Below are 23,042 nucleotides of genomic sequence, written 5' to 3'. Positions count from 1 at the left end.
AGCTCCAGCTTCTTCCAATTTAGCTTTGATTTCTTCAGCTTCTGCAGTTGCAACGCCTTCTTTAACAAGTGCTGGTGCACCGTCAACAAGTTCTTTAGCTTCTTTAAGTCCAAGACCAGTGATTTCACGTACAACTTTGATAACGCCAACTTTTTTGTCGCCTGCAGATGTCAATTCAACGTCGAATGAATCTTTAGCAGCACTAGCGTCAGCAGCACCAGCTGCAGCAACAGCTACAGGAGCAGCTGCAGTTACACCAAATTCTTCTTCGATAGCTTTTACAAGGTCGTTCAATTCAAGGATTGAAGCTTCTTTAATTTCAGCAATAATGTTTTCAATGTTCAATGCCATTGTTATTTCCTCCAAATATGTTTTTAAATTTATAATAGATTTTCGTAGCTAGGCTACGCTGCGTAGCTTAAGATTAAGCTGCGTCTTCTTTGTTGTCTGCAACCGCTTTGACTGCAAGAGCAACGTTGCGCACTGGCGCTTGAAGTACAGAAAGGAGCATAGAAAGAAGTCCTTCGCGGTTTGGAAGAGTTGCAAGAGCAAGAATCTCTTCTTTAGATGCGACAGCGCCTTCGATTGCACCACCTTTGATTTCAAGTGCTTCAGCGTTTTTAGAAAAGTCGTTCAAGATTTTCGCTGGTGCGATAACATCTTCGTTAGAAAATGCTACTGCAGATGGTCCAACAAATACTGATGCAAGTTCTTCAAGACCAGCTTTTTCAGCTGCACGACGCAAGATTGAGTTTTTAATAACTTTATACTCAACTTCGCTTCCACGAAGCTCACGACGAAGAACTGTATCTTGCTCAACTGTCAAACCACGAGCGTCAACAACGACGATAGATGCAGCAGCTTTCATTTTCTCAGCTACTACGTCAACTAGTTCCGCTTTTTTAGCAATAATTGCTTCACTCATTAGTGTGTTCACCTCCGTAATTATTTTGCTTGGGGAAATTTTCCAAAAGAAAAACGCGCCCAAACCTAGACACGAAAGTACAATACGCTTCTTTTTACATGATACGTTTTGTCCTCGGTAGGATATTTATGAGTCAAGCTCCCCTACTGTCTTAGGCAGTTTTTTCAAACCGTATATAAGTATAGCATAGTTAAAAAAAGAATGCAAGATTTTTGTAAACTTTTTTTAAAATTTTTCGTGATTTTTCTGTTAAAGTTCTACTGTCAGGACTTGGCCTTGCTTAACAACCTGTTCTCCAGCAATATAAACATCATCAACATCACTGGACTTGACAGCATAAACCAGATGAGAGAGCATGTTTTCCTGAGGTTGGAGATGGATTTTTCCTTGTGGTTGAATAACGAGAAAATCTGCCTCTTTACCAACTTCCAGACTTCCTATCTGATTTTCCATTCCAAGGACCTTAGCCCCTTCGATTGTCAGTGCCTTGAGAGCTGTTTCGATAGGAAATTGACTGGCATCTCCACTTTTCATCTTCTGAAGGAGGGCGGCTGTCCGTCCTTCCTCAAACATATCAAGATTGTTGTTGGAAGCAACTGAATCTGTCGCAATTCCCACAGCCACTCCTGCTTTTTGAAGTTGGATGATTGGAGCAATCCCTGATGCCAGTTTGAGATTGCTGACAGGGTTGTGGGCAATAGCCACTTGAGAGAATGCCAAGCGTTCAATTTCTCGCTCGTTTAATTCGACCCCGTGAGCAAAGACAGACGGATGATCTAAGTAACCCAGTTCTTCGAGAAAAGCAAGAGGACGTTTACCGTATCGTTTCAGGATAATTCCTGACTCCTCCTTGGTCTCCGCCACATGGATATGGAGAGGAATATTTAGCTCTTTTGCCATGTCTAAACTCGCTTGTAGCAAGTCTTGATTACAGCTGTAAGGAGAATGAGGGGATACCATAACCTTGAAATTTGGATTTTTATATCCAATAATTTCTTCAATGATTGCTCGAGTTCTGCTTATAGTCTCAGCAGTTGTCTCTGCCTTTGAAGAAAAGAGGGTCGGTGAAAAATAACAACGCATCTTGGAATCTTTCACTGCCTGATAAATCCGCTCAATATCCACACCATTGGGATTATACATATCGTTGAAGGTTGTTGTTCCTGACTGGAGCATTTCTGTCAGAGCTTCTTTGACCGCCTTGGTAGTCATGTCTGGAGTAAACTTAGCTTCTGCAGGCCAAATATAGTCATTGAGCCATTCATGGAGATTGCTATCATCTCGGATTCCTCTCAATCCTGTCATAGCAGAATGGGTGTGACAATTGACCAATCCAGGCATAATCCATGCTCCCTGATAGTCTATAATCTGCTCAGCTTGCTCTAGAATCTCTGAATTTTCTTGACCGACATAGACGATTTGAGAATCCTTGACTGCTAAGATTCCATCAAGATAAATATGGAAATCTTGATCACAAGTCACGATATTTACATGCTGAAAGACTTTCATTATAGGCTCCTTTTCTAAAAGACAATTTATACTCTTCTAAAATCTCTTCAAACCACGTCAGCTTCACCTTGCCGTATGTATGGTTACTGACTCTATCCACAATCTCAAAACAGTGCTTTGAGCAGCCTACGGCTAGCTTGTTCTTTGATTTTCATTGAGTATTACAGTGAATAATTTTTCTAGCTATTGTAACAAAAAAGTCACCCGAAGGCAACTTTTTTCGTCCATAAACTTTCAAAAGAGAATGGCTTATTCCGAGCTAAAAGCTGCTGCTTGCTGCATTTGGTAATACTTGCCCTTCCTAGTCATGAGATCCTGATGGTTACCACACTCAACAATATCACCATCTACTAAGACAAGGATTAAATCCGCATCCTGAATGGTTGACAAGCGGTGGGCAATGATAAAACTTGTGCGCCCCTTCATGAGTTTGGCAAAAGCATCCTGAACCAGTACTTCTGTCCGCGTATCGATGGATGAAGTCGCCTCGTCTAAAATAAGAATCTTTGGAATAGCCAGAAAGACTCGCGCTATAGTCAAGAGCTGGGCCTGACCGACAGATAGAGATTCTCCTGCATTTTCTAGCTTGGTATCATAGCCTTGAGGTAGCTGTTGGATGAAAAAATCTGCATTGGCTGCTTTGGCAGCAGCAATCACCTGCTCCCGACTGGCTTCAGGATTTCCAAAGGCAATATTATCATGAATAGTTCCTTGCTTGAGCCAGGTTTCTTGGAGCACCATGCCAAACTGCTGGCGTAAAGAGGCACGACTATAATCATAAATGGATTTCCCATCCAGCAAGATATCTCCCGAGATAATGGGATAAAAACGCATGAGAAGATTGATAAGAGTTGATTTTCCAGCACCTGTCGGACCAACGATGGCCACCTTGCTACCAGCTGGAATATCAATAGATAAATCCTTAATCAAAATCTTTTCAGGATGGTAGCCAAAAGAGACATGTTTAAAGGAAATAGCTCCCTTAACTTTGTCACTGGTCAACTCTTCCTTACCTGTTTCAGCAACCTCAGGACTTTCTAAGACAGCATAGACGCGCTCTGCACAAGCGAGAGCACTTTGCAACTCGGCTAAAACAGAAGAAATATCATTAAAGGGCTTGGTATACTGCTGAACATAGTTCAAAAAAGTCACTAAACGCCCAATGGTCAAGGTGGAACCCATCATGATACGATAAGCACCCACTCCAGCTAAAAGCGCATAAATGAGCGCATTGACAAAGCGAGTCGAAGGATTAACCGTTGAAGAATAAAAGATAGCTGACTGCGAATAACCTGCATAGTTGTCATTAGCCTCACGCAGCCTTTGGATAAATTCTGCCTGAGCATTAAATGACTGGATAATGGTTTGCTGGCTAAGAGATTCTTCAATCAACTGAGTCTGAATCCCCCTGGTCTCTGTTTGCTTCTGGAAGAGATGATAAGAGCGTTTGGCAATAAAGCGTGAAATCACCATAGACAGTGGCGTCAACAGCAAGACCAAGAGGGTCATGAGGAGGTGAATTTGCAGCATGGCTAGAATACTAACCAAAATCATCAAGATGCCAATGAAAAATTGGTTAAAAATCATGGTCAAACCAGCTGCTAACTGTTCAATGTCCGTGGTTACACGACTAACCATCTCCCCACTGCCTTGCCGATCCACAAAGGCAATCGGTAAACGATGGAGCTTATGGATGATTCGCTCTCGCAAGTCTTTAGTATAAGAGAAAATTAGGCGATTATAGAGAAGAGGATTGACCCATTGAACTAAGGTATTTCCTATGACTACCAAGATCATCTGAATGAAAATTTGCCAAAAAACTGGTGAAGAGTCAGTTATTAGAACTTGGTCGATGACCTGCCCAATCAAGATAGGTAGGTAAATCGATAAGCCAACCTGGGCAATAGCTCCTAGAAAGGCTAGAAAAAGAAGGAAGGGATGGCTTGCTAAATCTTTGGCCAAACGTTTGAGCGTCTGGTTTGCAGTTTGTCGTCTCATACTAGCCCTCCTTTCCATGTTGGGATGCATTGATTTCGCGATAAACTTGACTAGATTTCATCAAGTCCTCGTGCTTGCCGATAGCTAGAAGCTCACCTTTTTCCAAGAGGAGAATCTGGTCTGCCATCCGAAGTGTTGAGGTTCGTTGAGAAATCAAGATTAAGCTCGTGTCTGGCAAATTTTCTCGGATAGCTTTCAAGAGCTTGGACTCGGTAATGGTGTCGAGGGCCGAGGTCGCATCATCTAGGATGAGAAATGGAGCTTGGCGCAAGACTGCTCGTGCAATAGCCAGCCTTTGTTTTTGTCCGCCTGAGAAATTTCGACCTCCTGCCTCAACAGTTGCATCCAAGAGTCCTGCCTTTTCACTAACAAAATCCTTAGCTTGCGCAATCTCCAAGGCCTGCCAGAGTTCTTGATCCGTTACTTCTTGATTGAAACCTAGAGTCAGGTTGGAACGAATGCTTCCCTTAAAAAGTTCGACTTTTTGGGGCACATAGGCAATCCAAGACCGCCACTGCTCAAGATTACGAGGACTAGATCCATCTCGATAAAGGTCAATTCTTCCCTTGTTTACTGGATAAAGCCCAAGTAAGACTTGCACCAAGCTTGATTTACCAGAACCTGTTCCCCCAATGATACCAAGGATTTGCCCTTGCTTCATATCAAAGGAAATGTCTCTCAGAGAAGGCTGGGCCGCATCAGGATAGGTAAAGGTCAATTCTTGGACTTGTAAAACCTGATTACTGGTAACTTGCTTTTGTTCTAATTCTGAATGGATGTCTTCTGGAGCTTCGGCAAAGACTTCCTCAATTCGCTTAGCTGAGATATAGGACTGGTTAAGGGAATTTATCAGCATGGCTAGCTTGACCAATTCCACCAAAATCTGTAGGAGATAGTTAATAAGGGCAATGAGAGCACCTTGACTGAGCAAGCCTCCTTGAATCGAAATATAGCCTTGCCAGATAATAACGAGGAGAGTTCCATTGACAATCAGATAGGTCAGGGGTGTTAATAAACTGGACCAGAAACCTGTTTTTTCTTGCAATCTTGCATAAACTTGATTAAGGGTTTGAAAAATCTGTAACTCTCGTTTTTCTTGTCCAAAAGCACGAATAACCCGCATCCCTTGTAATTGCTGACGCGTTTCTTGAACCAGTTGGTCCGTTTTCTTTCTGAGACTACTGTAGAGAGGATTGACCGTCCGAGAAAGGCCTACAATGACGACGGTCAAAATGGCAACCATGACTAAGAACCAGAAAGTCAGCTCAGCTGAGATTCGATAGGCCATAAAAATGGCTCCAAAAACGATAATAGGTGCTCGCAAAAAGAGGCGTAGGAATTGATTGATACCAGTCTGAATCTGATAGGTGTCAGAGGTCAAGCGGGTCACCAAGCTAGAAGTTGTCAGACGGTCTCTGCTATCCTTGGGTAGGGAAAGAATATGACGATAAAGGTCGTCTGTCAGTTCTTTGGCAAACCCAACCGCAGCCTTGGCTGAATAAAACTGAGCTACCAAGGCCACTAAAACTCCAATCACTGCAAAGATAAGGAGTAGGCCAATCTGCATCCATAGATGCCCTTGATCTCTCTGGGGCAAGGATTGGTCAACAATCCCTGCAATCACCATGGGAACCAAGAGTTCAAACACAGCTTCTAGTAACTTGAACAAGGGTGCTAAAATCGATTCCTTGATGTAGGGTTTAAAGTAAGATAGTAAGTATTTCATAAATCCCTTCTATTTTCTAAAATGAAGAAAGTGGGAAACTCCCACCCTCTCAATTTTATTTGTTTAAGTAAGGTAATAGATAGCCATATCCTGCTTTTTCCATCTCATCCTTGGCCACAAAGCGTAAGGAAGCAGAATTGATACAGTAACGAAGGCCACCTAACTCCCTAGGTCCATCTGTGAAAACATGACCCAAGTGGGCATTTCCTGACCGAGAACGAACCTCGATTCGCTCCATTCCATGACTCAGGTCCTTGTAATAATGAATCAACTCTTTGGAAATCGGACGGCTAAAACTTGGCCAACCACAACCTGAGGCAAACTTATCCTTAGCAAAGAAGAGTGGTTCACCTGTCGTGATGTCTACATATATCCCTTCTTCAAAGGTTTGGTCATAAACATTGCTAAATGGAGTCTCTGTAGCAGCTTCTTGGGTGACACGGTAGGATTCTTCAGTTAGGCTTTCCTTTAACACCTCTTGACTAGGCTTTTCATAGTTGGCTGCATCAATCAATGGCTTCTCAGCATCGGTCACATCGATATGACAGTAACCAGAAGGATTTTTCTTGAGATAGTCTTGATGGTAGTCTTCAGCCAAAATATAGTGGCGCAGTTTCTCCACTTCTACTGCAATCTTTCGCCCCAGCATGCGCTCCTGCTCCTGCACCACTGTGTAGATAGTTGGCAAGTCTGCTTCATCCTGATAATAGATTCCCGTTCGATATTGGCGGCCACGATCATTCCCTTGCTGGTTAATAGACAAGGGGTCAATGACTCGGAAATAATAAAGTAAAATCTCTCTGAGTGACACTGCCTTCTCATCGTAAATCACTTGAACCGTTTCTGCATGGTCTGTTTCCTTGAGCAGCTGATAATTGGTCGTTTCAACTTGCCCATTAGCGTAGCCAACACTAGTTGCCAACACTCCAGAAATACGTGAAAAATACTCCTCTAGACCCCAAAAACAACCACCTGCTAGATAAATTTCTGCCATCTTTATTTCTCCTTTATCAAGTTTTTAACTAATACTCTTCGAAAATCTCTTCAAACCAAGTCAGCTTACATCTGCAACCTCAAAACACTGTTTTGAGCAGCCTGCGGCTAGCTTCCTAGTTTGCTCTTTGATTTTCATTGAGTATAAACTTCTTTTCAAAAAAAGGATAGGAAGCCCTCTGGTCGAGAGTTTCCCCATCCTATCTTCTATTCTTTATTTTGCTTGGACACGGACACCTTGGGTATCAATCTTCAAGTCATGCAGTTTGCCTTTGAAGGGTTGCTTTTCCAATTCTGCCTTAATCGTTGGCATCTTGTCATGAGAAGCCAAGACCATAACTGTCGGCCCAGCACCAGAGAGGTAGGTTGCATAGGCACCATTTTCTTTGGCCACTTGCTTAATCGTCGCAAATTCTCTCACCAAGTCCTGACGATAGCGCTCGTGGAAGAGATCTCCCTCGATTGCTTGCCCAGCGGTCACCATGTCTCCTGCCAACAAGGCTGCAACCGCCACATTAGCGATAGAACTGGCAGCAACAGCTTCCTTATAAGACAATTTCTTAGGCAAGACACCACGACTGTCGCGAGTGCGCAATTCATAGTTTGGAATGTAAGCTAGGAAATCACACTCTGGGAAGTCAGCCACGATAGCTGAAACTTGTCCATCAACAGAACTTGCAATAACGAGATTACCATATATTGCTGGAGCCACATTGTCAGGATGTCCTTCAATCTTGGTCGCCAACTGCAATTTTTCATGGTCTGACAAGTTGAGCTGACCCAGTTGGTTGGCTAGTTCAATCCCAGCAACAATAACAGAGCTAGAAGAACCCAAACCACGCGCCAGGGGAACATCACTGGTCATTTTCAAACGTCTTGGTTGCAAGTCTGGTACAATTTGTAAAGCGATTTTGAGCAAAAGATTACGCTCATCATGTGGAATCCATTTGCCAATCTGGTGTTCAATCAGCCACTCATCCCGTTCTTCACAGACCTCAATTTGAAGGTACTTGGTTACAGCTACACCGACCGAGTCAAATCCTGGCCCGATATTGGCACTGGTTGCAGGTACAATAATCTTCATCTTATTCTCCTAGCACCTTGAAGGTATTCAAGAGGTCGAATTCTGAAACCTTCTTCAATTCAGCTGAGACATTTTCAAGCTGGGCTTTATTAATCTTGTGTGTGATGATCACAACACGCGCCTTGTCACCTTCTTTGCCATCTTGGAGAATTTGCTTGAAGGAAATATCTTGAGCGTTGAAGATTTCAGCCAATTTCAAGACCTGACCTTTTGAGTCTGGTGCCAAGATTGAGAAGTAGTAATTTGCTTTGACATCTTCAGGATTGGCCAAGACCAATTCACGGCTGTATTCGTTGAAATCTTTACCGATGGTTCCATCATTCAAGCGACGAACGATACGGACAATATCTGCTACAACACTTGTTGCAGTTGGTTTTTGACCAGCACCTGGTCCATAGTACATAGACTCACCAATACCGATAGATTCTACAAAGACAGCGTTCATTACGCCATTCACACTAGCAAGTGGGTGCGCTTTAGGTAGGAAGGTTGGAGTTACTTCTGCAGCAATACCTGAAGGAGTTTCTTCGATTGAACCAACCAATTTCACTACATAGCCAAGTTCTTGGGCTACAGCTACGTCTTCTGGTGTGATATTGCGGATTCCCTTGTGGGCTACATCATCAAAGGTAACCTTCATGCCAAAGGCAAATTGGCTCAAAATCACCATCTTGTAGGCTGCATCGATCCCATCTACGTCATTCGTCGGGTCGCTTTCTGCAAAACCAAGTCTTTGCGCTTCCGCTAGAGCATCATCGTAAGACCAGCCTTCTTCCACCATCTTGGTCATCATGAAGTTGGAAGTTCCGTTGACTACTCCAAGCACGCGCGTGATTTTATCAGAAGCCAAGGAATTTGCTAGAGTGCGAAGAATTGGAATACCACCAGCTACTGCTGCTTCATAGTAAAGTGCTACCTTGTTAGCTTGAGCGATTTCTAGCAATTCTGCACCATGGACAGCCAAAAGATCCTTGTTAGCAGTAACAACGTGTTTTCCAGCTTCCAAGGCACGAGTGATAAAGGTTTTAGCAGGTTCGATACGCCCCATCAATTCCACTACAATGGTAATATCTTGATCTGACAAAATATCATCCACATTGGTTACAAAATTAAAATCATTCCCTGCTGCAAGCAAGCGATTCTTTTCATCTTCATCCTTGACCAATACTTTAGCAACCTCAATCTCTGAATGTGCTGATTGATTGATTTTTTCTCCATTTTCCTTTAGGAGGAAAGGCACACCACTTGCAACGGTACCAAATCCTAGTAAAGCAATTTTAACTGTCATGTTTGTCTCCTCGAAATTTTCTAATATAGCCATTATAACAGAATTTTGTGAAAATTCCTATTATAGTAAATCACTATTTCAGTCTAGAAAAGAAAAAACGAATCAAACGATTCGCTCTTCTTAAAATCTAGAAAAAGCTTTCCAGAAATGATTATCCAATCTTTTGCAGATTAAGTACTGCATCGTGATTCATCAAGACTTGACCATACTCTTGCAAGACTGAACGACTGATGTCACTATCGTCTGCAAACTCGCGCATACGGGCCAAAAGCCAAGCTGGATATGGACTTGGATGATTTTCAATATCCACTAGAATAGTCAAATAATAGCGCTCGTTCATTTTGTAGAGTTCAGAAGTTTCCATCTCAAAAGTCACTGTCTGGGCAAAAGCCACCAAGTCAGCCAACTTAGCAAAAGAAAGGATGTAGTAGATGTAGGGCTCTTTCTTGCCTTCAGCTTCTTGTTGATCCTGCTCCTGCTCTTCTTCCTTGGCTTCGACTTGCTCTAGAGATTGAATGGCTTCGATATCATCTTTGGTTTTGTCCGCGATGCTTTTTTCTAAAGTTTTAATAAACTCATCTGGCGACATTTGAGCCAATTCTTCCATATCTGGTAAATCCGATAAATCTTCAAAATCTAGATTTTGGTCAATCTTTGATTTGGTTACAAAGACATCTACCTTATCAGGTTTTGGAGTCACACGGAAGCTCAACATACCTGTATCTAGAAAGCTATCAGGCATCTCTAACTCATCCAAGATAGCATAAAAGAACTCTTCTGTTTTTTCTTGAGGAACAAGAAAGTCAGCAATCTCCATGCCACGATCCATCAAATCCTCTAAAGACATCGTGATTTTCAAAGTTGTATCACTAATTTGTTTCATTTTCATTGCTAGTAACCTCATACTTTCAGTTCTATCTATTATACTAGATTTTTACGATTTTATCAAAAGAAGGCTTCTCTGTCGGGATAGATTTTCCATAGGATAACTTCTGTAGAAGGCTCTAATACTCTTCGAAAATCAAATTAAAACCACGTCAGCTTTATCTACAACCTCAAAGCGGTGCTTTGAGCAACCTACGACTAGCTTCCTAGTTTGCTTTTTGATTTTCATTGAGTATAAAAGAAAATTTCTGCGGACAAATAGAAAAAGCCTTCAAAATCGGCTCTTAGCCGACTTTGAAGACCTAATACATCAGAAAGCTTATAGTTTAAAGGTTGCTACACCGAGGATAGAACGATTTAAGTTTCTGAGAATTTGAAGACTTTGCTCAAATTTCTTATAACGAGTTACTCCATATTCTTCAACAAGAAGGACGGTATCTCTTTCCAAAATAGATGATACATCCTGTAAATCTACAAAATGCATTCCTTTTAAAGCCTCTTGACTCTGTTTCAATTTATCTAGGATAGCTTTATTTGAGCTAACGATAGTCAATTCCTGTCCAGCATTTTTGTATGACAAGACATCTGCTAGGTTGGCAATTGTTGTGATCTCTGTTACAAAATCAATTTGATATCGAGAAAAATCACCTGCTCTATTGATTGTTGGGTTAAAGAGATAAACCAATACATTTCCCATCACAACCAAAATCACACAGACTACTCCAATAACAGCTAAACGGAGAATCAAGTTTTTCACATTTAATCCAAGTGCTGTCTCACCGTTTGCATTCAATTCTTTAGAGTTGATGGTTTCCAATTTTTCAATTTTCACATTTGCATAGACATGTTTAAATTTCTCAATCAACCCATCAATTTTTTTCTCTAACAAGTCATTGACATCCTTACTTGGTGTCAAAATTTTCACACCGACCCCTGCATCGTCAATCATATAGTAGACGGTCAATTTTTTCCACCAATAGTCATTCGTTGAATTTTTCAAGGTTGTCTCTGTCGTGTCTAATTCACTGGCAATTTTTTTCAATTCACTGGGTTCTACATCATTAAAAAGATAAGCTCCATTCAAATTCCCATCAATCAATTTCCCATAAAAATCACTATAACCACCAATTTGATGATTCAAAATCGTTTTAGCTGAATCTTCTGGAGGAGTGATTTTATAGCTAAGATAAGTTGAATAACTTGTTGTATCTTTGACAGTGTTTTTATTCCTAACTGCTTTAATTGTAAATGGTACAGCAATGAGAGCAAATAAAACGATGAGAGCTAAAATATTTACTTTTCGTTTTTTATAAAGATTTGCAAACAAATCAGCTACTGAATAATGTTCAAACATGATTTTTTTCTCCTTTGTTGAGTAGATACTGGTTTTCTTTTGTAAGCATTTTTGCTACAAATATAATCACAAGAACAATTCCCCAGAATTGCATTGTAAATAGATTGAAGAAACTTTCTGAAAAGCTACTTCTAGGCATAAAGAATAGATTATTCAAGATGAGTAGGGACAAGGCAAATAGGATTGTTCTAGAGCGATAGGCTACTTGCAACATGGCTATAAATAACATACCTAGCAAGAGACTAAGTAGAAAGACTCCTATCATACCATAGTCTGTATACAACTCCATGATATAACTACTTCCGATACCATGTCCTTTCAAATATTCCTTGTTCAAAACAAGATAGGATAGATTGTGAGCATAACTATTACTATCAATAGCTAGCTCCACACTATTGGTTGTATGCTCAAAGGCTTTTCCTCCGAAAATGGCCCCCAAACTTCCCCTTGCAAAATAATCAAGGACAGGACCAAAAGTAAAATTACGGAAATCTCGGTAAGGGAGGCTACTGTTAAATAGAAAACCTCGAGCCAGAACTCCAAAACTGGTTCCTTGTTTATAGATAAAGTCAAGCAGGATATCCCAGAAACCTGTATGGGAAACCTGGACATTATCCCGTACATAATTGAGCACTCCCATCGCTAACATGAGAATAGGAGAACCTACAAAAATCGCTAACTTTTCTTTAAACCCAATCCATTTTCCTTTTTCAGTTTGCTCCCGCATAAAGTAATAAACAAAAGCAAATAAAATACTTAAAATAAAGGGATTTCGTGTCCCGATTGCCAAATGAATGGTATTGGCTGCAATAAAGGAGACAAGCACTGCTGTGGCCTGCCATTTCTTTGGCTTGGTTGCCAGATACATACACATTGCGTAGACCGTAAAGGTAGACAAGATGTAAGTAAAATAAGGAAGTTTACTTTCAAAATTTGCATAGTAGGCATAGTAGGAAGTCTGCAAGCGATACAGGAGCCGTTCAAATAATCTAATGAAATAGAAAGGATAGGTGAGAAGAAAAACTCCTAGCGAAACAAAGCGCAACCTCTTGGTATAAACCTCTTTTAGAGAATTTCCTATATTTGGTACTTTTATTTTCTTCCTAGCTATGAAGTAACGAGCCAGGACGCCTCCTGTGGTCAAGCCCAGAATCGAAACCATGACGACTATAAAGGCAAAACGATAGGCTATGGGATGATAGGTATCCAGAGCGCCATCCCTAAAATAATCAATGGTCGGTCTTGATACCAGAAAGACAAAAATAGTTAAATAGAAAATAAAATGGATTAAGTAATACTTGATATCATTCCAACAAGCAATTAAGCTACTAACCAGTAAGAACAATAAAGTAGAAAGCAAGCTAACATTGTTATTATTAAACAGATATACAATTCCACTTACTAGCGTCAAGGCATAACTGACTATGGTCAAACTAAATAATAATCGTTTTCCATCAATCACTTGCTCACCCCCGTTCTAATGTAATTTTTTAGATTTTTCAATATTTTTCAGTAATAAGAATCGGTATAAGGAAATGTTTATGAATAGAGCCAAAGCACTAATTCTTCTCCCCTTACGGAAAATTGGATTCCTAGCAATAGCAAAGGCATGGCTTTTTAAAAAACGATGAATCTGAGCATAGGCTTCAAACTGTTTATACTGATCATCTAGCAACATCTTATCCAGAATAAAGAAGTGGGCATAGGCCAATCTGAAAAAAGCAACCTCTTTCAAGTCAGAATAGTTTTTCACAACTTCATTGTAAAACTTTTGGTAGATATCAATATAGGCTAAATCCTTCTCTGCATAGGGTTTAGTTGTAATACTATCCCCTCTATGGAAATAGTAATAATAGGGTTTGGTATTAACAACGTACTTCTTGGCCAATTTGATTAAATCAAAATGATAATAGGCATCTTCGTAAATCAATCCCTTTGGAAAGGATAGGGCAGTCGCAATCTCTCTCTTGATTAGCTTATTGCAAATCGTTCCAGGTATTTTTTCACCTATGAGGTATTCCCTCAGAAATTTTTGGGAATCACAGACAAAATAGTCATCCTGATTGGCTGACTGTGGACTTTCATCATTAGCATAGACATTCATGACACCACAGCTCGAAACATCCGCATCTTCTTGAACTAATTGCTCATATAAGTTCTGAATCATTTCTGGATGGATATAATCATCTGAGTCAATAAAAATCAGATAATCCCCGTGAGCCTGCTTCATTCCATCATTTCGTGCTTGCGACAATCCTTCGTTCTTTTTATGAAGCACTGACACCCTGTCATCTTGTTCAGCGATTGAATCACACAAGCGACCACTCTCATCTGTTGCACCATCATCAACAAGAATAATTTCCAAATTCTGATAGGTCTGCTTCTGAATGGAAGCTATCGATTTTTCTAGGTACTGCGCCACATTATAGACTGGCACAATGACACTAATTAATGCAGTTTCCATGCTACTCCTCTAATAGTTTTTCTACTTGTTCGATTTGTTTGGCAATTGTAAATTGTTGAATGAATTGACTAGCCTCATCGACATCAAAGTTTGAGGCAGAAGTCATGTAATTAGTAATCGCCTGAGCTGCCTCTTGATTGCTCTCAATGATTTGTCCAAATTGTCCTTCTTGGGATAGTTCCTCAGCCCCTCCGACATCCGTAGAGACAAAAGGAAGACCCAGACTCAAGGCCTCCACATACACTCCAGGAAAACCTTCTTGTTTAGACATAGACAAGAGAACCTTCATCTGAGACAAATACTGATAAGGATTTTTTTGATAACCAAGGAAATGTACATAGTCTTCAAGCTCATACTCTTTAACTCGTTTTTTCAGTTCCTCTTCCATATCACCAGCCCCTATGAAGTAGAGATGATAGTTTTTTCCCTCTTGGTGTAATAATCGTATCACTTCCACCACACGGTCAGAACCCTTATTTTCCTCAATCCGTCCGATAGTACAGATACTTTGAGGCGCTATCTCGATATCGATCTTCTCTTGAGATTTTTCTAGAATAGTCTTAAAATCATATCCATTGTAGATCGTCTGTAATTTCGAAGCATAGTCTGGATAGACTTCCTTGATAGAATTGCTGGTTTTATTCGAAATTCCTACAATGGTATCCGCAGCATCCAACTGGCGTCTATGTGATTCTCTTTTGGAGCTATCCTTAAGAAATTCTTCGATACTTCCATGAATCCAAGAGATTTTCTTGACTTCTTTTCTTTTAGAGAACAAAAGTGGAGGATTCATAATAGTAAAAGAAACTTCAACATCATAGTCATCTCTTACAAGCAAGCGACGTGTCAATCTTGGAAAATAAATTCTCATTCTCCACAAAAGAGCTCGAATCCATCTGGCTTGGCGATAATCCTGAAGGGATTTTAAAATGCGTACATGCTTGGGAACAGATTCGTATCCCTTGTCAAAGTGCTCCATTTCAAGAATATCAATATCATACTTTTCTGGATCCAGATTTGAAACAATGGTAGACAGAATCTTTTCTGCACCTCCTCCGAGAGAAAAAGACCACATAAAAAATAAGATTTTTTTCTTAGCCACCATATTCTCCCTTGTATTCTGTATAAGACTTATCCATATCAGCGATGACAGCATCATGATGCGGTAGCTGCTTGTCTGCTGGTGGAGGTGTCATATAATCGCCAAAAGCAGTGCTGAGATAGGCATCATAGCCGACTGGAATAGGCATCTCTGTCCCTTCAAATGGCAAGAAAAGATTGTCTTCAAAAGATGCGATTGGGTACTTGTTTCTCATATAGCCAGGACCTGAGCATAATTCGGTGATTCCATTGCTCTCAGCCAGACTGTACTTGGTCATTTCTTTTTCAGCTTTTTTCCAAATGCGATAACGGAGAGATTTTGGAGTCAAACCCAGTAAAATGCGGCTTCCCCACTTCATAAGTGCACCATGCTTTTCTGGAATAGTTTGGGCACAAAAAAGTGAATAAATCAGTGCCCAACGAACCTGTTTCTTCCGCTCAGCTGGATTTTTCGGATAATAATCCAAAGGCAAGACATCCAAGGCTAAACCATGTGGCAAATCCAAATCCTGCTGATAAGGTTTGATACAGGTGGTTTCCTTGTCACGAATGGTAATAAAAAGATTGCGGTCTACCAAATCCTTGTTACTCTTTGACAAGAAATAACGCTCATCTGCATAACGAGACCATAATTCTGCTAATTTCTCATAATCTTTGCGGGGCATAAAAAAGTCTAGGTCGTCATCCCACGGAATAAAGCCCTTGTTTCGAAGGGCACCAATAGCACCTCCACCACAGAGATAACAAAGTAAATCATGTTCCTTGCAAAAGGCAACAAAATATTCAGCCATCTCCAGACTACGAGCCTGAATTGCTTTTAAATCAGTCATATTATTCATTATTCTTTCTATCGTATCGTTTCATTATACCACAAATAGGGGGTGAAAATCTATTGCAGACTGTAAAAAAATCAAAGCCTGACTGCTAGATAAATAGCTATCAAACTTTGATTTTTCTATCTTATAGTCTTCGAAAATCTCTTCAAACCACGTCAGCTTCACCTTGCCGTATGTATGGTTACTGACTTCGTCAGTTCTATCCACAACCTCAAAACAGTGTTTTGAGCAGCCTGCGGTTAGCTTCCTAGTTTGCACTTTGATTTTCATTGAGTATTATTTTATCTCAAACCCATCTGAGACAATTTATTCTGATATTTGTTTTGATCAACCAGCAAGCCCAAGCCTCCATAAACATCATAGGCATCTACCCAGTCACCCAGTTCTGGAATCGTCAATTTTTCAATACCATTTTTTGCTCCATCCAAAACAGATAAACCGTTTGTTAGGAGGAAAGTATAGGGTGCATTGGTTGAGGTCATAGCAAAAACCTTTCCAAGAGCTTCAGAACCAGTGAAAAGTTTAGTAGGATCTTTAATTTGCTCTAAAATTGCTGTTAAAACTTGTTGCTGTCTTTTTGTACGGCCGTAATCCGCCTCATCGTCATCACGGAAACGAGCATAATTGAGCAGGGTCGAGCCATTCATCTGCTGTTTTCCGACTTTGATGGTTTGGGTTGGGGACTCAGTCTCAGTAGCGTGTAAATCATCTCCGACTGTAGCTTCTGTTAGTGGACGCCCATTCAATGTTGAAAATTGGGCATCAATTGTCACCCCATCAGGGAAAAGCGTGTCAATCGCTGTGGCAAAGGCCTGAAAATCGACCAAAGCATAGTACTTAATGTCCAAGTCAAAATTATCTTTCAAGACTTGGCGAACCATTTCTGCCCCTTTTTGCCCCTCTTGTTCTCCTAACTCATAGGCTACGTTTAACTTGTTATCCGTCTGTTTTCTACCGTTAATCACTTGACTATAACCATCTATATAGACCAAATTATCACGCATGAAACTGACTAGCTTGATTTTCTTGTCCGAACCTCCGACATTTAATACCATAATAGAGTCCGTTCTCGTCTCAGCACTGTTTTGACCAATTCGCCCATCTGTACCCATGATCAAAATATTAACACCATCTCTGGTATCCTGACCATTAAAGACTTGAACCTGTGCTGCCTTGGCATCAGCAGTTTTCTTTGCACTAGCATCTTGGTAACCACGTAAAAACATAAATACCATGGCTAAAGCTACACAGACTAGAAGAGAGAAAATCACCATAAAAATGCGTTTAAGACGGAGCTTCCGTCTTTTCTTTTTGGGAGGGGCAGAAAGTATTTGCGATTTGGATTGTGAGCGACTCCGGTTCGCATAGCTTGGTAAGTCAACCTGCTCTTCTCTTTCTTGTTCCAAGCTGGAACTACTATTTCCCCTAGCAAGAGTTATCTTTTCTTGCAAATAGGCAAACTCATTTTTTTCTCTCTCATTGAGATAGTGAATATTTTTTAGCAAATAATCATAACGTAATTTTTCATGATGACTGAGAGGATTTTCTTTACTCATCTTCTCTCCTTTCCATGGTCTGATATTGGATAAATAGGATAGGCGCCCAGAACCTTATACTGGATTCCAATGGCTTCTAGTTCTTTTTGGGCAAAGTGAACCAAGTCCTTATCAGTATAGTCCACATCGATAATGAAAAAGTATTCGCCCAGTGCTGTCTTGAGTGGTCGACTTTCAATTTTTGTCAAGTCAATTCCTCGCCAAGCAAAGGTCGAAAGAGCCTTGTAGAGTGCGCCGGGAAGATTGTCAGGTAAGGTCAAGGCCAAACTCATTTTTTCAGTTTGCGCTTGCAAGGGAATAGCTGCATCTTCAGCTCCCAGAACCCAGAAACGTGTGAAATTAGCTTCCATTTCCTGAATATCCTCGGCAATCAGTTCTAAGCCATATTCTTCGGCAGAACTTCTAGGGGCAATAGCTGCATAAGGCTGGTCTGGATGTTCGGAAATAAAACGGGCCGCATAGGCTGTACTAGCTGTCACCTCTATTTGAGCCTCTGGATACTCTTCATCGATGAATTTCTTTCCTTGAGCCAAGGCCTGTGGGTGTGAAAAAATCTTCTCAATCTTAGTGTGACCTGGAACCACCATCAACTGCTGATGAATAGGTTGAACAATTTCTGCCACTGCTTGAATGCGAGCCTGATGAAAAAGGTAGTCCAAGGTTTCATGAACACTACCCTCGATAGAATTTTCAACTGGCACCACAGAATAGTCCACCAAGCCTTGTTCATAGGCCTTGATGACGTCTGTAATATTGGCAAAGGCCTGCAATTCCTCATGAGGAAAAGCTGTCTGCACAACGTGATGTGAAAATGATCCCTTGGGACCTAGATAAGCAATTTTCATCTCAGTTCCTCTATAATTTCCTCTGGGCTTAGCTTGGTCACATCCAAAATCCGACTAGCCACTTCCTCATACCAAGCCTGTCTTTCTTGGAAAATAGCTGCTAGTTCTTCCTTACTGTTATTTAGAAACAGCGGGCGCTGATTGTCCTTATCAGCTACTATGCGTTGGTAGAGGGTTTCAAAATCAGCTTTCAGATAGATGTTATCAGAATTGGTCTTGAGCAAGTCACGATTTCGCTGAGAAATGACTACTCCTCCGCCAGTTGACACAACTTGGTCTCTTTGTAGTAACTCAGCTAGGACTTCTGATTCTATCTGACGGAAGGCCTCTTCTCCCTTTTCATCGAAAAAATCCGCAATGGACATACCTAAGCGCTTCTCAATCAGAGCATCCATATCAAGGTAATTAGGGTCCAAGCCTCTTGCAATAGTCGATTTGCCAGCCCCCATAAATCCTAGTAATACCTTAGCCATGAATCAAGCTCTCCAAATCATCAAAGAAACTAGGATAGCTGGTATTGATGGCTTCAGCACGGTCAAGCTCCACTTCTCCATCTGCAACCAAAAGGGCTGCGATGGCCGTCATCATGCCAATACGGTGGTCACCAAAAGTATTGACTCTAGCACCGTGAAGGGCTGATTTCCCTTTGATAATCATCCCATCTGCCGTAGGAGTAATATCTGCTCCCATACTATTTAAAGCGTCTGCCACAACCTGAATGCGGTCTGTTTCCTTGACCTTGAGTTCCTCAGCATCCTTGATAACTGTTACCCCTTGAGCTTGTGTCGCTAGCAGGGCGATAATGGGCAATTCATCAATCAAGCGTGGAATCAAGGCACCACCAATCTCTGTTCCTTTCAGGTCTGAAGACTCAACAGTTAAGGTAGCAGATTTAGCCACTGGGTCAATTTCAGTTATTTCCAATTTCCCACCCATGGCGCGAATGACATCAATGATACCGGTACGCGTTTCGTTGATGCCCACATTCTGCAGCACTAGACGAGAATTTGGAACAATCAAACCTGCGACTAGCCAAAAGGCTGCACTGGAAATATCTCCTGGCACAACCACCTTTTGTCCGGTCAATTTTTGTGGCCCTTGGACTGTGATTTTCTTGCCATCCACACTTAAATGACCACCAAATTGTTGCAACATATCTTCAGTATGATTACGGGTGCACTCTTTTTCGATAATAACAGACTCCCCCTGAGCCTGCAAGGCCGCAAACATCAAGGCTGACTTGACTTGGGCAGAGGCAATCGGCAACTCATAATGAATAGGTGCTAGGTTTTTCGTCCCTTTTAAGTGAAGAGGAGGCAGGTCCCGCTCAGTTTGCCCTGAAATACTGACGCCCATTTTTTTCAATGGAATAGTCACACGGTCCATAGGACGCTTAGAAAGACTGTCATCTCCGAACATTTCTACTTCAAAGTCTGCACCAGCAAGAACACCTGAAATCAGGCGAATCGAGGTTCCAGAATTTCCCATATCAAGGGCATTTTGCGGAGCTTTTAAACCATCCATACCTACACCTTGAATGGTAATAATCCCATCTTTATCCTCAATCTTAACACCAAGGTCACGAAAGACTTGAATAGTTGAGAGCACGTCCTCGCCCCGCAGAATATCATAAACCTTGGTATCACCCTCAGCCAAACTTCCAAAGATAATGGAACGGTGGCTGATAGACTTGTCACCTGGAACGCGGATACTGCCATGTAAGTGGCGAATGTTTGTTTTTAGTTTCATACTGGACCTCATACTTGCAATACTTTTACTTATTTTATCATAAAAAGCCAGAAATTCCTTAAAAATTCCTGACTTTATGATAGTTATTTTCTTATTTTAGCAATTCTGAAACTGGTTCAAAAACAATTTTTTCAATATCAGAAAGGTAAATGGCCAATTGTTGTTGCTTGGTAAAGAATTCTGACAAGAGGCTGTTCCCCTGAATCTGCTTGCCAAAGCCTTCCATTTTAGCTTGGAAGGAAGCATCTGGCATTTGACCTGTCTGTGCTAGTCTTTGAATTTCCTCTTGGAAAGCAACATATTCTGTAAAGATTTTGCTTGCCTCAACATCTGCCGAAATCGCATCTTTAGCTGCTTTAACAGCCTTGTATTCTGGTAATTCGCGTAGTCCGCGACTGAGTTCGTTTGCACTATCGTAAATATTTGACATGATTTTCTCCTTATTTGATCACGACTGTGTAGTCGGTATTTTCTGTTATGAGATGCTCGGCTCGTTCCAGATCCTGAGCATTTTTAAAGGAAATTTGTAGAATCCCGTGAATATCCTCACGGTTTTCCTCGTTGATGTGGATATTAACCAAAGAAGTTCCACGTAGCAGTTCCAAAATTCGCAAGATGACATCTTCTTCATCGGGAACATCAACATAGAGGTCATAAAAGCTATCCACACCGCCACGCTTATGAATTTCCATGACCTGACGCTGCTCACGCGCCTGATTGAAAAAGTTCCAGATTTGCTCCTCATCTCCTTTGCTGATGGCTTGACCAATCGCTTCTAAACGTTCCTTGAAGTCCTCAATTCGCTCCAAAATGGTCTCACGATTGGACAAAAGAATGGAGGTCCACATACCCGGCTCGCTTTCCGCGATTCGGGTCATATCTCGAAAACCACCTGCCGCAAAGCGCCTTGCCATCTCATGTTCTTGGGCATAGACCGCAGTCTGCTCCATGAGACTAGAAGCCAGAATATGAGGAAAATGGCTAATCTGAGAAGTCACACGATCATGCTCCTTGGCATCAATTTCGATAAAACGAGCATGAAGACCTGAAAGCAAGTCCTTCATTTCCTCAAGCGTATCAGGACTTGTCAGGCTCGAAGGTGTAAAGATATAATAGGCATTTTCAAAGAGATTGACATCCGCAGAGGCAGCCCCTGTCTTGTGACTACCAGCCATAGGATGAGCACCAACAAAACGAACCGGCTTACCAGCCAAATACTGCTCCGCCGCATCCACAATAGCTGACTTGGTCGAACCGGCATCTGAAATAATCACGCCATCTTTCAAGTCCAAGTCGGCCAACTCCTTAATGAAAGCAATGGTTTGTTTGATTGGCAAACTGAGGATGATGATATCTGCCAAAGGAGCAAAACTGGCAAAATCATCCGTTGCACGGTCAATCATGCCTTCTTTCAAGGCGATATCTCTCGAAACTTGACTGCGATTATAACCTAAAATTTCATAATCTGGATGATCACGTTTGATACCGAGTGCCATAGAGGCACCGATCAAACCAAGACCTGCGATATAGATTGTTTTTGCCATAGGAACTCCTTAATAGTTCTTTGTATAGTCTCGGTGTTGGGCTACTGCTTCTTTTAGTTCCTCAAGATTATCTGATGAGAATTTTTCAAGGATTTCTTGTGCCAGAACCGTTGCTACAACAGCTTCCATGACTACTCCTGCAGCTGGAAGAGCGGTCGGATCACTTCTCTCCACGGTTGCCTTGTAAGGTTCGTGGGTTTCGATATCCACACTCATAAGCGGTTTGTAGAGTGTGGGAATGGGTTTCATGACGCCACGAACAACAATCGGTTGCCCATTAGTCATACCACCTTCAAAGCCGCCCAGATTATTGGTGCGACGAGTATAGCCGTCTTCTTTAGACCAGAGAATTTCGTCCATAACTTGGCTTCCTTTGCAGTAACCAGCTTCAAATCCAAGACCAAATTCCACCCCTTTAAAGGCATTGATAGAGACAACTGCTTGGGCTAATCGCGCATCCAATTTTCTGTCCCATTGGACATAAGATCCAAGGCCAACTGGAACGCCTCCGACGACTGTCTCGACAACTCCACCGATGGTATCACCGTCACGCTTGATTTGGTCAATATAATCCTTGATTTCCTGTTCTCGTTCTTGGTTGACAATAGAAACTTCAGACTGGGCAGCTCTTTCCTTAATCTCAGCGACTGTCAGATTCTCAGGAACATCGATTTCCTTGCCACCAAAGACCACGACATGGTTGGCAATCTCCATATCCAGTTCAGCCAAGAGGCGTTTGGCTACAGCCCCGACTGCCACTCGCATGGTGGTTTCACGAGCTGATGAACGTTCCAAAGAATTTCGTAAATCATCAAAACGGTACTTGATGCCCCCAACCAAATCGGCATGTCCTGGACGTGGATGGGTGATTTTTCGTTTGCTTTTAAGGCGTTCTTCAATGTCCTCTGCAGACATGATATCCAACCATTTTTGGTGATCCTTATTGATGACATCCATGGTAATGGGAGCCCCTGTCGTCTTCCCGTGACGAACGCCCGAAGTAAAGACAACCTGGTCACTCTCAATCTTCATACGACCGCCTCGACCGTAGCCACCCTGACGGCGTTTCAGATCCTCATTGATGTCCTCTACTGTTAAAGGAAGACCAGCTGGAATTCCCTCAATGATAGCCGTCAGACGGGGCCCGTGTGATTCTCCTGCAGTTAAATATCTCATACACTCTCC

22 protein-coding genes and 1 other annotated feature are annotated in these 23,042 nt (G+C 41.6%); all 22 genes read right to left on the bottom strand.

Going from position 1 to position 23,042, the window contains the following annotated elements:
* Positions 1-351: 50S ribosomal protein L7/L12 (gene rplL / locus WKI23_RS06420; protein WP_368079334.1), on the bottom strand; the 351-nt coding region annotated here is incomplete at its 3' end.
* Between the two features lie 73 nt (positions 352-424).
* Complete coding sequence (gene rplJ / locus WKI23_RS06415) at positions 425-925, bottom strand: 50S ribosomal protein L10 (RefSeq protein WP_004259693.1); 501 nt, start codon at positions 923-925, stop codon at positions 425-427.
* Between the two features lie 38 nt (positions 926-963).
* Positions 964-1,099, bottom strand: a sequence feature (ribosomal protein L10 leader region).
* A 75-nt stretch (positions 1,100-1,174) separates the two neighbouring features.
* The gene (locus WKI23_RS06410) at positions 1,175-2,434 is read right to left on the bottom strand and encodes a TRZ/ATZ family protein (RefSeq protein ID WP_368079333.1); all 1,260 of its coding nucleotides are present in this window, start codon (positions 2,432-2,434) and stop codon (positions 1,175-1,177) included.
* 249 nt (positions 2,435-2,683) lie between these two features.
* On the bottom strand, positions 2,684-4,432 hold the full coding sequence (locus WKI23_RS06405; RefSeq protein WP_368079332.1) for an ABC transporter ATP-binding protein: 1,749 nt from the start codon (positions 4,430-4,432) through the stop codon (positions 2,684-2,686).
* A 1-nt stretch (position 4,433) separates the two neighbouring features.
* Complete coding sequence (locus tag WKI23_RS06400) at positions 4,434-6,158, bottom strand: ABC transporter ATP-binding protein (RefSeq protein WP_368079331.1); 1,725 nt, start codon at positions 6,156-6,158, stop codon at positions 4,434-4,436.
* A 55-nt stretch (positions 6,159-6,213) separates the two neighbouring features.
* Positions 6,214-7,152 carry a peptide-methionine (R)-S-oxide reductase MsrB gene (gene msrB / locus WKI23_RS06395; protein WP_368079330.1) on the bottom strand — a complete coding sequence of 313 codons (939 nt, stop codon included), beginning with the start codon at positions 7,150-7,152 and terminating at the stop codon, positions 6,214-6,216.
* A 213-nt stretch (positions 7,153-7,365) separates the two neighbouring features.
* Positions 7,366-8,235: a homoserine kinase gene (thrB, locus tag WKI23_RS06390; protein WP_050137002.1), complete on the bottom strand. Its 870-nt coding sequence runs from the start codon at positions 8,233-8,235 to the stop codon at positions 7,366-7,368.
* 1 nt (position 8,236) lies between these two features.
* Positions 8,237-9,523 (bottom strand): homoserine dehydrogenase, encoded by a 1,287-nt coding sequence (locus WKI23_RS06385; protein WP_368079329.1) that lies wholly within the window; start codon positions 9,521-9,523, stop codon positions 8,237-8,239.
* A 151-nt stretch (positions 9,524-9,674) separates the two neighbouring features.
* Positions 9,675-10,412 carry an adaptor protein MecA gene (mecA, locus tag WKI23_RS06380; protein ID WP_081529705.1) on the bottom strand — a complete coding sequence of 246 codons (738 nt, stop codon included), beginning with the start codon at positions 10,410-10,412 and terminating at the stop codon, positions 9,675-9,677.
* 315 nt (positions 10,413-10,727) lie between these two features.
* A complete protein-coding gene (locus tag WKI23_RS06375) occupies positions 10,728-11,762 on the bottom strand; it encodes a prephenate dehydratase (protein ID WP_368079328.1) in 1,035 nt (344 codons plus the stop codon).
* Positions 11,755-13,224 carry an O-antigen polysaccharide polymerase Wzy family protein gene (locus WKI23_RS06370; RefSeq protein ID WP_368079327.1) on the bottom strand — a complete coding sequence of 490 codons (1,470 nt, stop codon included), beginning with the start codon at positions 13,222-13,224 and terminating at the stop codon, positions 11,755-11,757. Before WKI23_RS06370 ends, WKI23_RS06375 begins: the two co-directional genes overlap by 8 nt.
* Before the next feature lie 15 nt (positions 13,225-13,239).
* Entirely contained in the window at positions 13,240-14,226 is a 987-nt protein-coding gene (locus tag WKI23_RS06365) for a glycosyltransferase family 2 protein (protein ID WP_368079326.1), read from the bottom strand.
* Position 14,227: 1 nt separating this feature from the next.
* Positions 14,228-15,331 carry a glycosyltransferase gene (locus WKI23_RS06360; protein ID WP_368079325.1) on the bottom strand — a complete coding sequence of 368 codons (1,104 nt, stop codon included), beginning with the start codon at positions 15,329-15,331 and terminating at the stop codon, positions 14,228-14,230.
* Positions 15,321-16,166, bottom strand: coding sequence for a phosphorylcholine transferase LicD (locus WKI23_RS06355; RefSeq protein ID WP_368079324.1), 846 nt, complete (start codon positions 16,164-16,166; stop codon positions 15,321-15,323). Before WKI23_RS06355 ends, WKI23_RS06360 begins: the two co-directional genes overlap by 11 nt.
* A gap of 24 nt (positions 16,167-16,190) precedes the next feature.
* Entirely contained in the window at positions 16,191-16,433 is a 243-nt protein-coding gene (locus tag WKI23_RS06350) for a hypothetical protein (protein WP_368079323.1), read from the bottom strand.
* Positions 16,434-16,444: 11 nt separating this feature from the next.
* Positions 16,445-17,719: a polyisoprenyl-teichoic acid--peptidoglycan teichoic acid transferase Psr gene (psr, locus tag WKI23_RS06345; RefSeq protein WP_368079322.1), complete on the bottom strand. Its 1,275-nt coding sequence runs from the start codon at positions 17,717-17,719 to the stop codon at positions 16,445-16,447.
* Positions 17,716-18,564, bottom strand: a complete 849-nt coding sequence (pheA, locus tag WKI23_RS06340) for a prephenate dehydratase (RefSeq protein WP_368079321.1) — start codon at positions 18,562-18,564, stop codon at positions 17,716-17,718. Before pheA ends, psr begins: the two co-directional genes overlap by 4 nt.
* Positions 18,561-19,037, bottom strand: a complete 477-nt coding sequence (locus tag WKI23_RS06335; protein ID WP_368079320.1) for a shikimate kinase — start codon at positions 19,035-19,037, stop codon at positions 18,561-18,563. The genes pheA and WKI23_RS06335 overlap by 4 nt, the downstream gene beginning before the upstream one ends.
* Positions 19,030-20,313, bottom strand: coding sequence for a 3-phosphoshikimate 1-carboxyvinyltransferase (aroA, locus tag WKI23_RS06330; RefSeq protein ID WP_368079319.1), 1,284 nt, complete (start codon positions 20,311-20,313; stop codon positions 19,030-19,032). Before aroA ends, WKI23_RS06335 begins: the two co-directional genes overlap by 8 nt.
* Before the next feature lie 91 nt (positions 20,314-20,404).
* On the bottom strand, positions 20,405-20,743 hold the full coding sequence (locus WKI23_RS06325; protein ID WP_060628570.1) for a YlbF/YmcA family competence regulator: 339 nt from the start codon (positions 20,741-20,743) through the stop codon (positions 20,405-20,407).
* Between the two features lie 10 nt (positions 20,744-20,753).
* Positions 20,754-21,857 (bottom strand): prephenate dehydrogenase, encoded by a 1,104-nt coding sequence (locus tag WKI23_RS06320; protein WP_368079318.1) that lies wholly within the window; start codon positions 21,855-21,857, stop codon positions 20,754-20,756.
* 9 nt (positions 21,858-21,866) lie between these two features.
* Positions 21,867-23,033, bottom strand: a complete 1,167-nt coding sequence (gene aroC / locus WKI23_RS06315) for a chorismate synthase (protein WP_368079317.1) — start codon at positions 23,031-23,033, stop codon at positions 21,867-21,869.
* Positions 23,034-23,042: the final 9 nt, after the last annotated feature.

It is taken from the genome of Streptococcus pseudopneumoniae, from assembly GCF_038148955.1.
GTDB lineage: Bacteria > Bacillota > Bacilli > Lactobacillales > Streptococcaceae > Streptococcus > Streptococcus pseudopneumoniae_T.
This window is presented reverse-complemented; position numbering and strand designations above follow the sequence as displayed.

Coding starts and splice junctions, on each gene's coding strand:
- thrB (WP_050137002.1), bottom strand. CDS start 8,235: ATGAAGATTATTGTACCTGCAACCAGTGCCAATATCGGGCCAGGATTT.
- WKI23_RS06385 (WP_368079329.1), bottom strand. CDS start 9,523: ATGACAGTTAAAATTGCTTTACTAGGATTTGGTACCGTTGCAAGTGGT.
- WKI23_RS06335 (WP_368079320.1), bottom strand. CDS start 19,037: ATGGCTAAGGTATTACTAGGATTTATGGGGGCTGGCAAATCGACTATT.
- WKI23_RS06365 (WP_368079326.1), bottom strand. CDS start 14,226: ATGGAAACTGCATTAATTAGTGTCATTGTGCCAGTCTATAATGTGGCG.
- msrB (WP_368079330.1), bottom strand. CDS start 7,152: ATGGCAGAAATTTATCTAGCAGGTGGTTGTTTTTGGGGTCTAGAGGAG.
- mecA (WP_081529705.1), bottom strand. CDS start 10,412: ATGAAAATGAAACAAATTAGTGATACAACTTTGAAAATCACGATGTCT.
- WKI23_RS06325 (WP_060628570.1), bottom strand. CDS start 20,743: ATGTCAAATATTTACGATAGTGCAAACGAACTCAGTCGCGGACTACGC.
- WKI23_RS06350 (WP_368079323.1), bottom strand. CDS start 16,433: ATGAAAATCAAAGTGCAAACTAGGAAGCTAACCGCAGGCTGCTCAAAA.
- aroC (WP_368079317.1), bottom strand. CDS start 23,033: ATGAGATATTTAACTGCAGGAGAATCACACGGGCCCCGTCTGACGGCT.
- aroA (WP_368079319.1), bottom strand. CDS start 20,313: ATGAAACTAAAAACAAACATTCGCCACTTACATGGCAGTATCCGCGTT.
- WKI23_RS06355 (WP_368079324.1), bottom strand. CDS start 16,166: ATGAATAATATGACTGATTTAAAAGCAATTCAGGCTCGTAGTCTGGAG.
- rplJ (WP_004259693.1), bottom strand. CDS start 925: ATGAGTGAAGCAATTATTGCTAAAAAAGCGGAACTAGTTGACGTAGTA.
- WKI23_RS06400 (WP_368079331.1), bottom strand. CDS start 6,158: ATGAAATACTTACTATCTTACTTTAAACCCTACATCAAGGAATCGATT.
- psr (WP_368079322.1), bottom strand. CDS start 17,719: ATGAGTAAAGAAAATCCTCTCAGTCATCATGAAAAATTACGTTATGAT.
- pheA (WP_368079321.1), bottom strand. CDS start 18,564: ATGAAAATTGCTTATCTAGGTCCCAAGGGATCATTTTCACATCACGTT.
- WKI23_RS06375 (WP_368079328.1), bottom strand. CDS start 11,762: ATGTTTGAACATTATTCAGTAGCTGATTTGTTTGCAAATCTTTATAAA.
- WKI23_RS06410 (WP_368079333.1), bottom strand. CDS start 2,434: ATGAAAGTCTTTCAGCATGTAAATATCGTGACTTGTGATCAAGATTTC.
- WKI23_RS06360 (WP_368079325.1), bottom strand. CDS start 15,331: ATGGTGGCTAAGAAAAAAATCTTATTTTTTATGTGGTCTTTTTCTCTC.
- WKI23_RS06320 (WP_368079318.1), bottom strand. CDS start 21,857: ATGGCAAAAACAATCTATATCGCAGGTCTTGGTTTGATCGGTGCCTCT.
- WKI23_RS06405 (WP_368079332.1), bottom strand. CDS start 4,432: ATGAGACGACAAACTGCAAACCAGACGCTCAAACGTTTGGCCAAAGAT.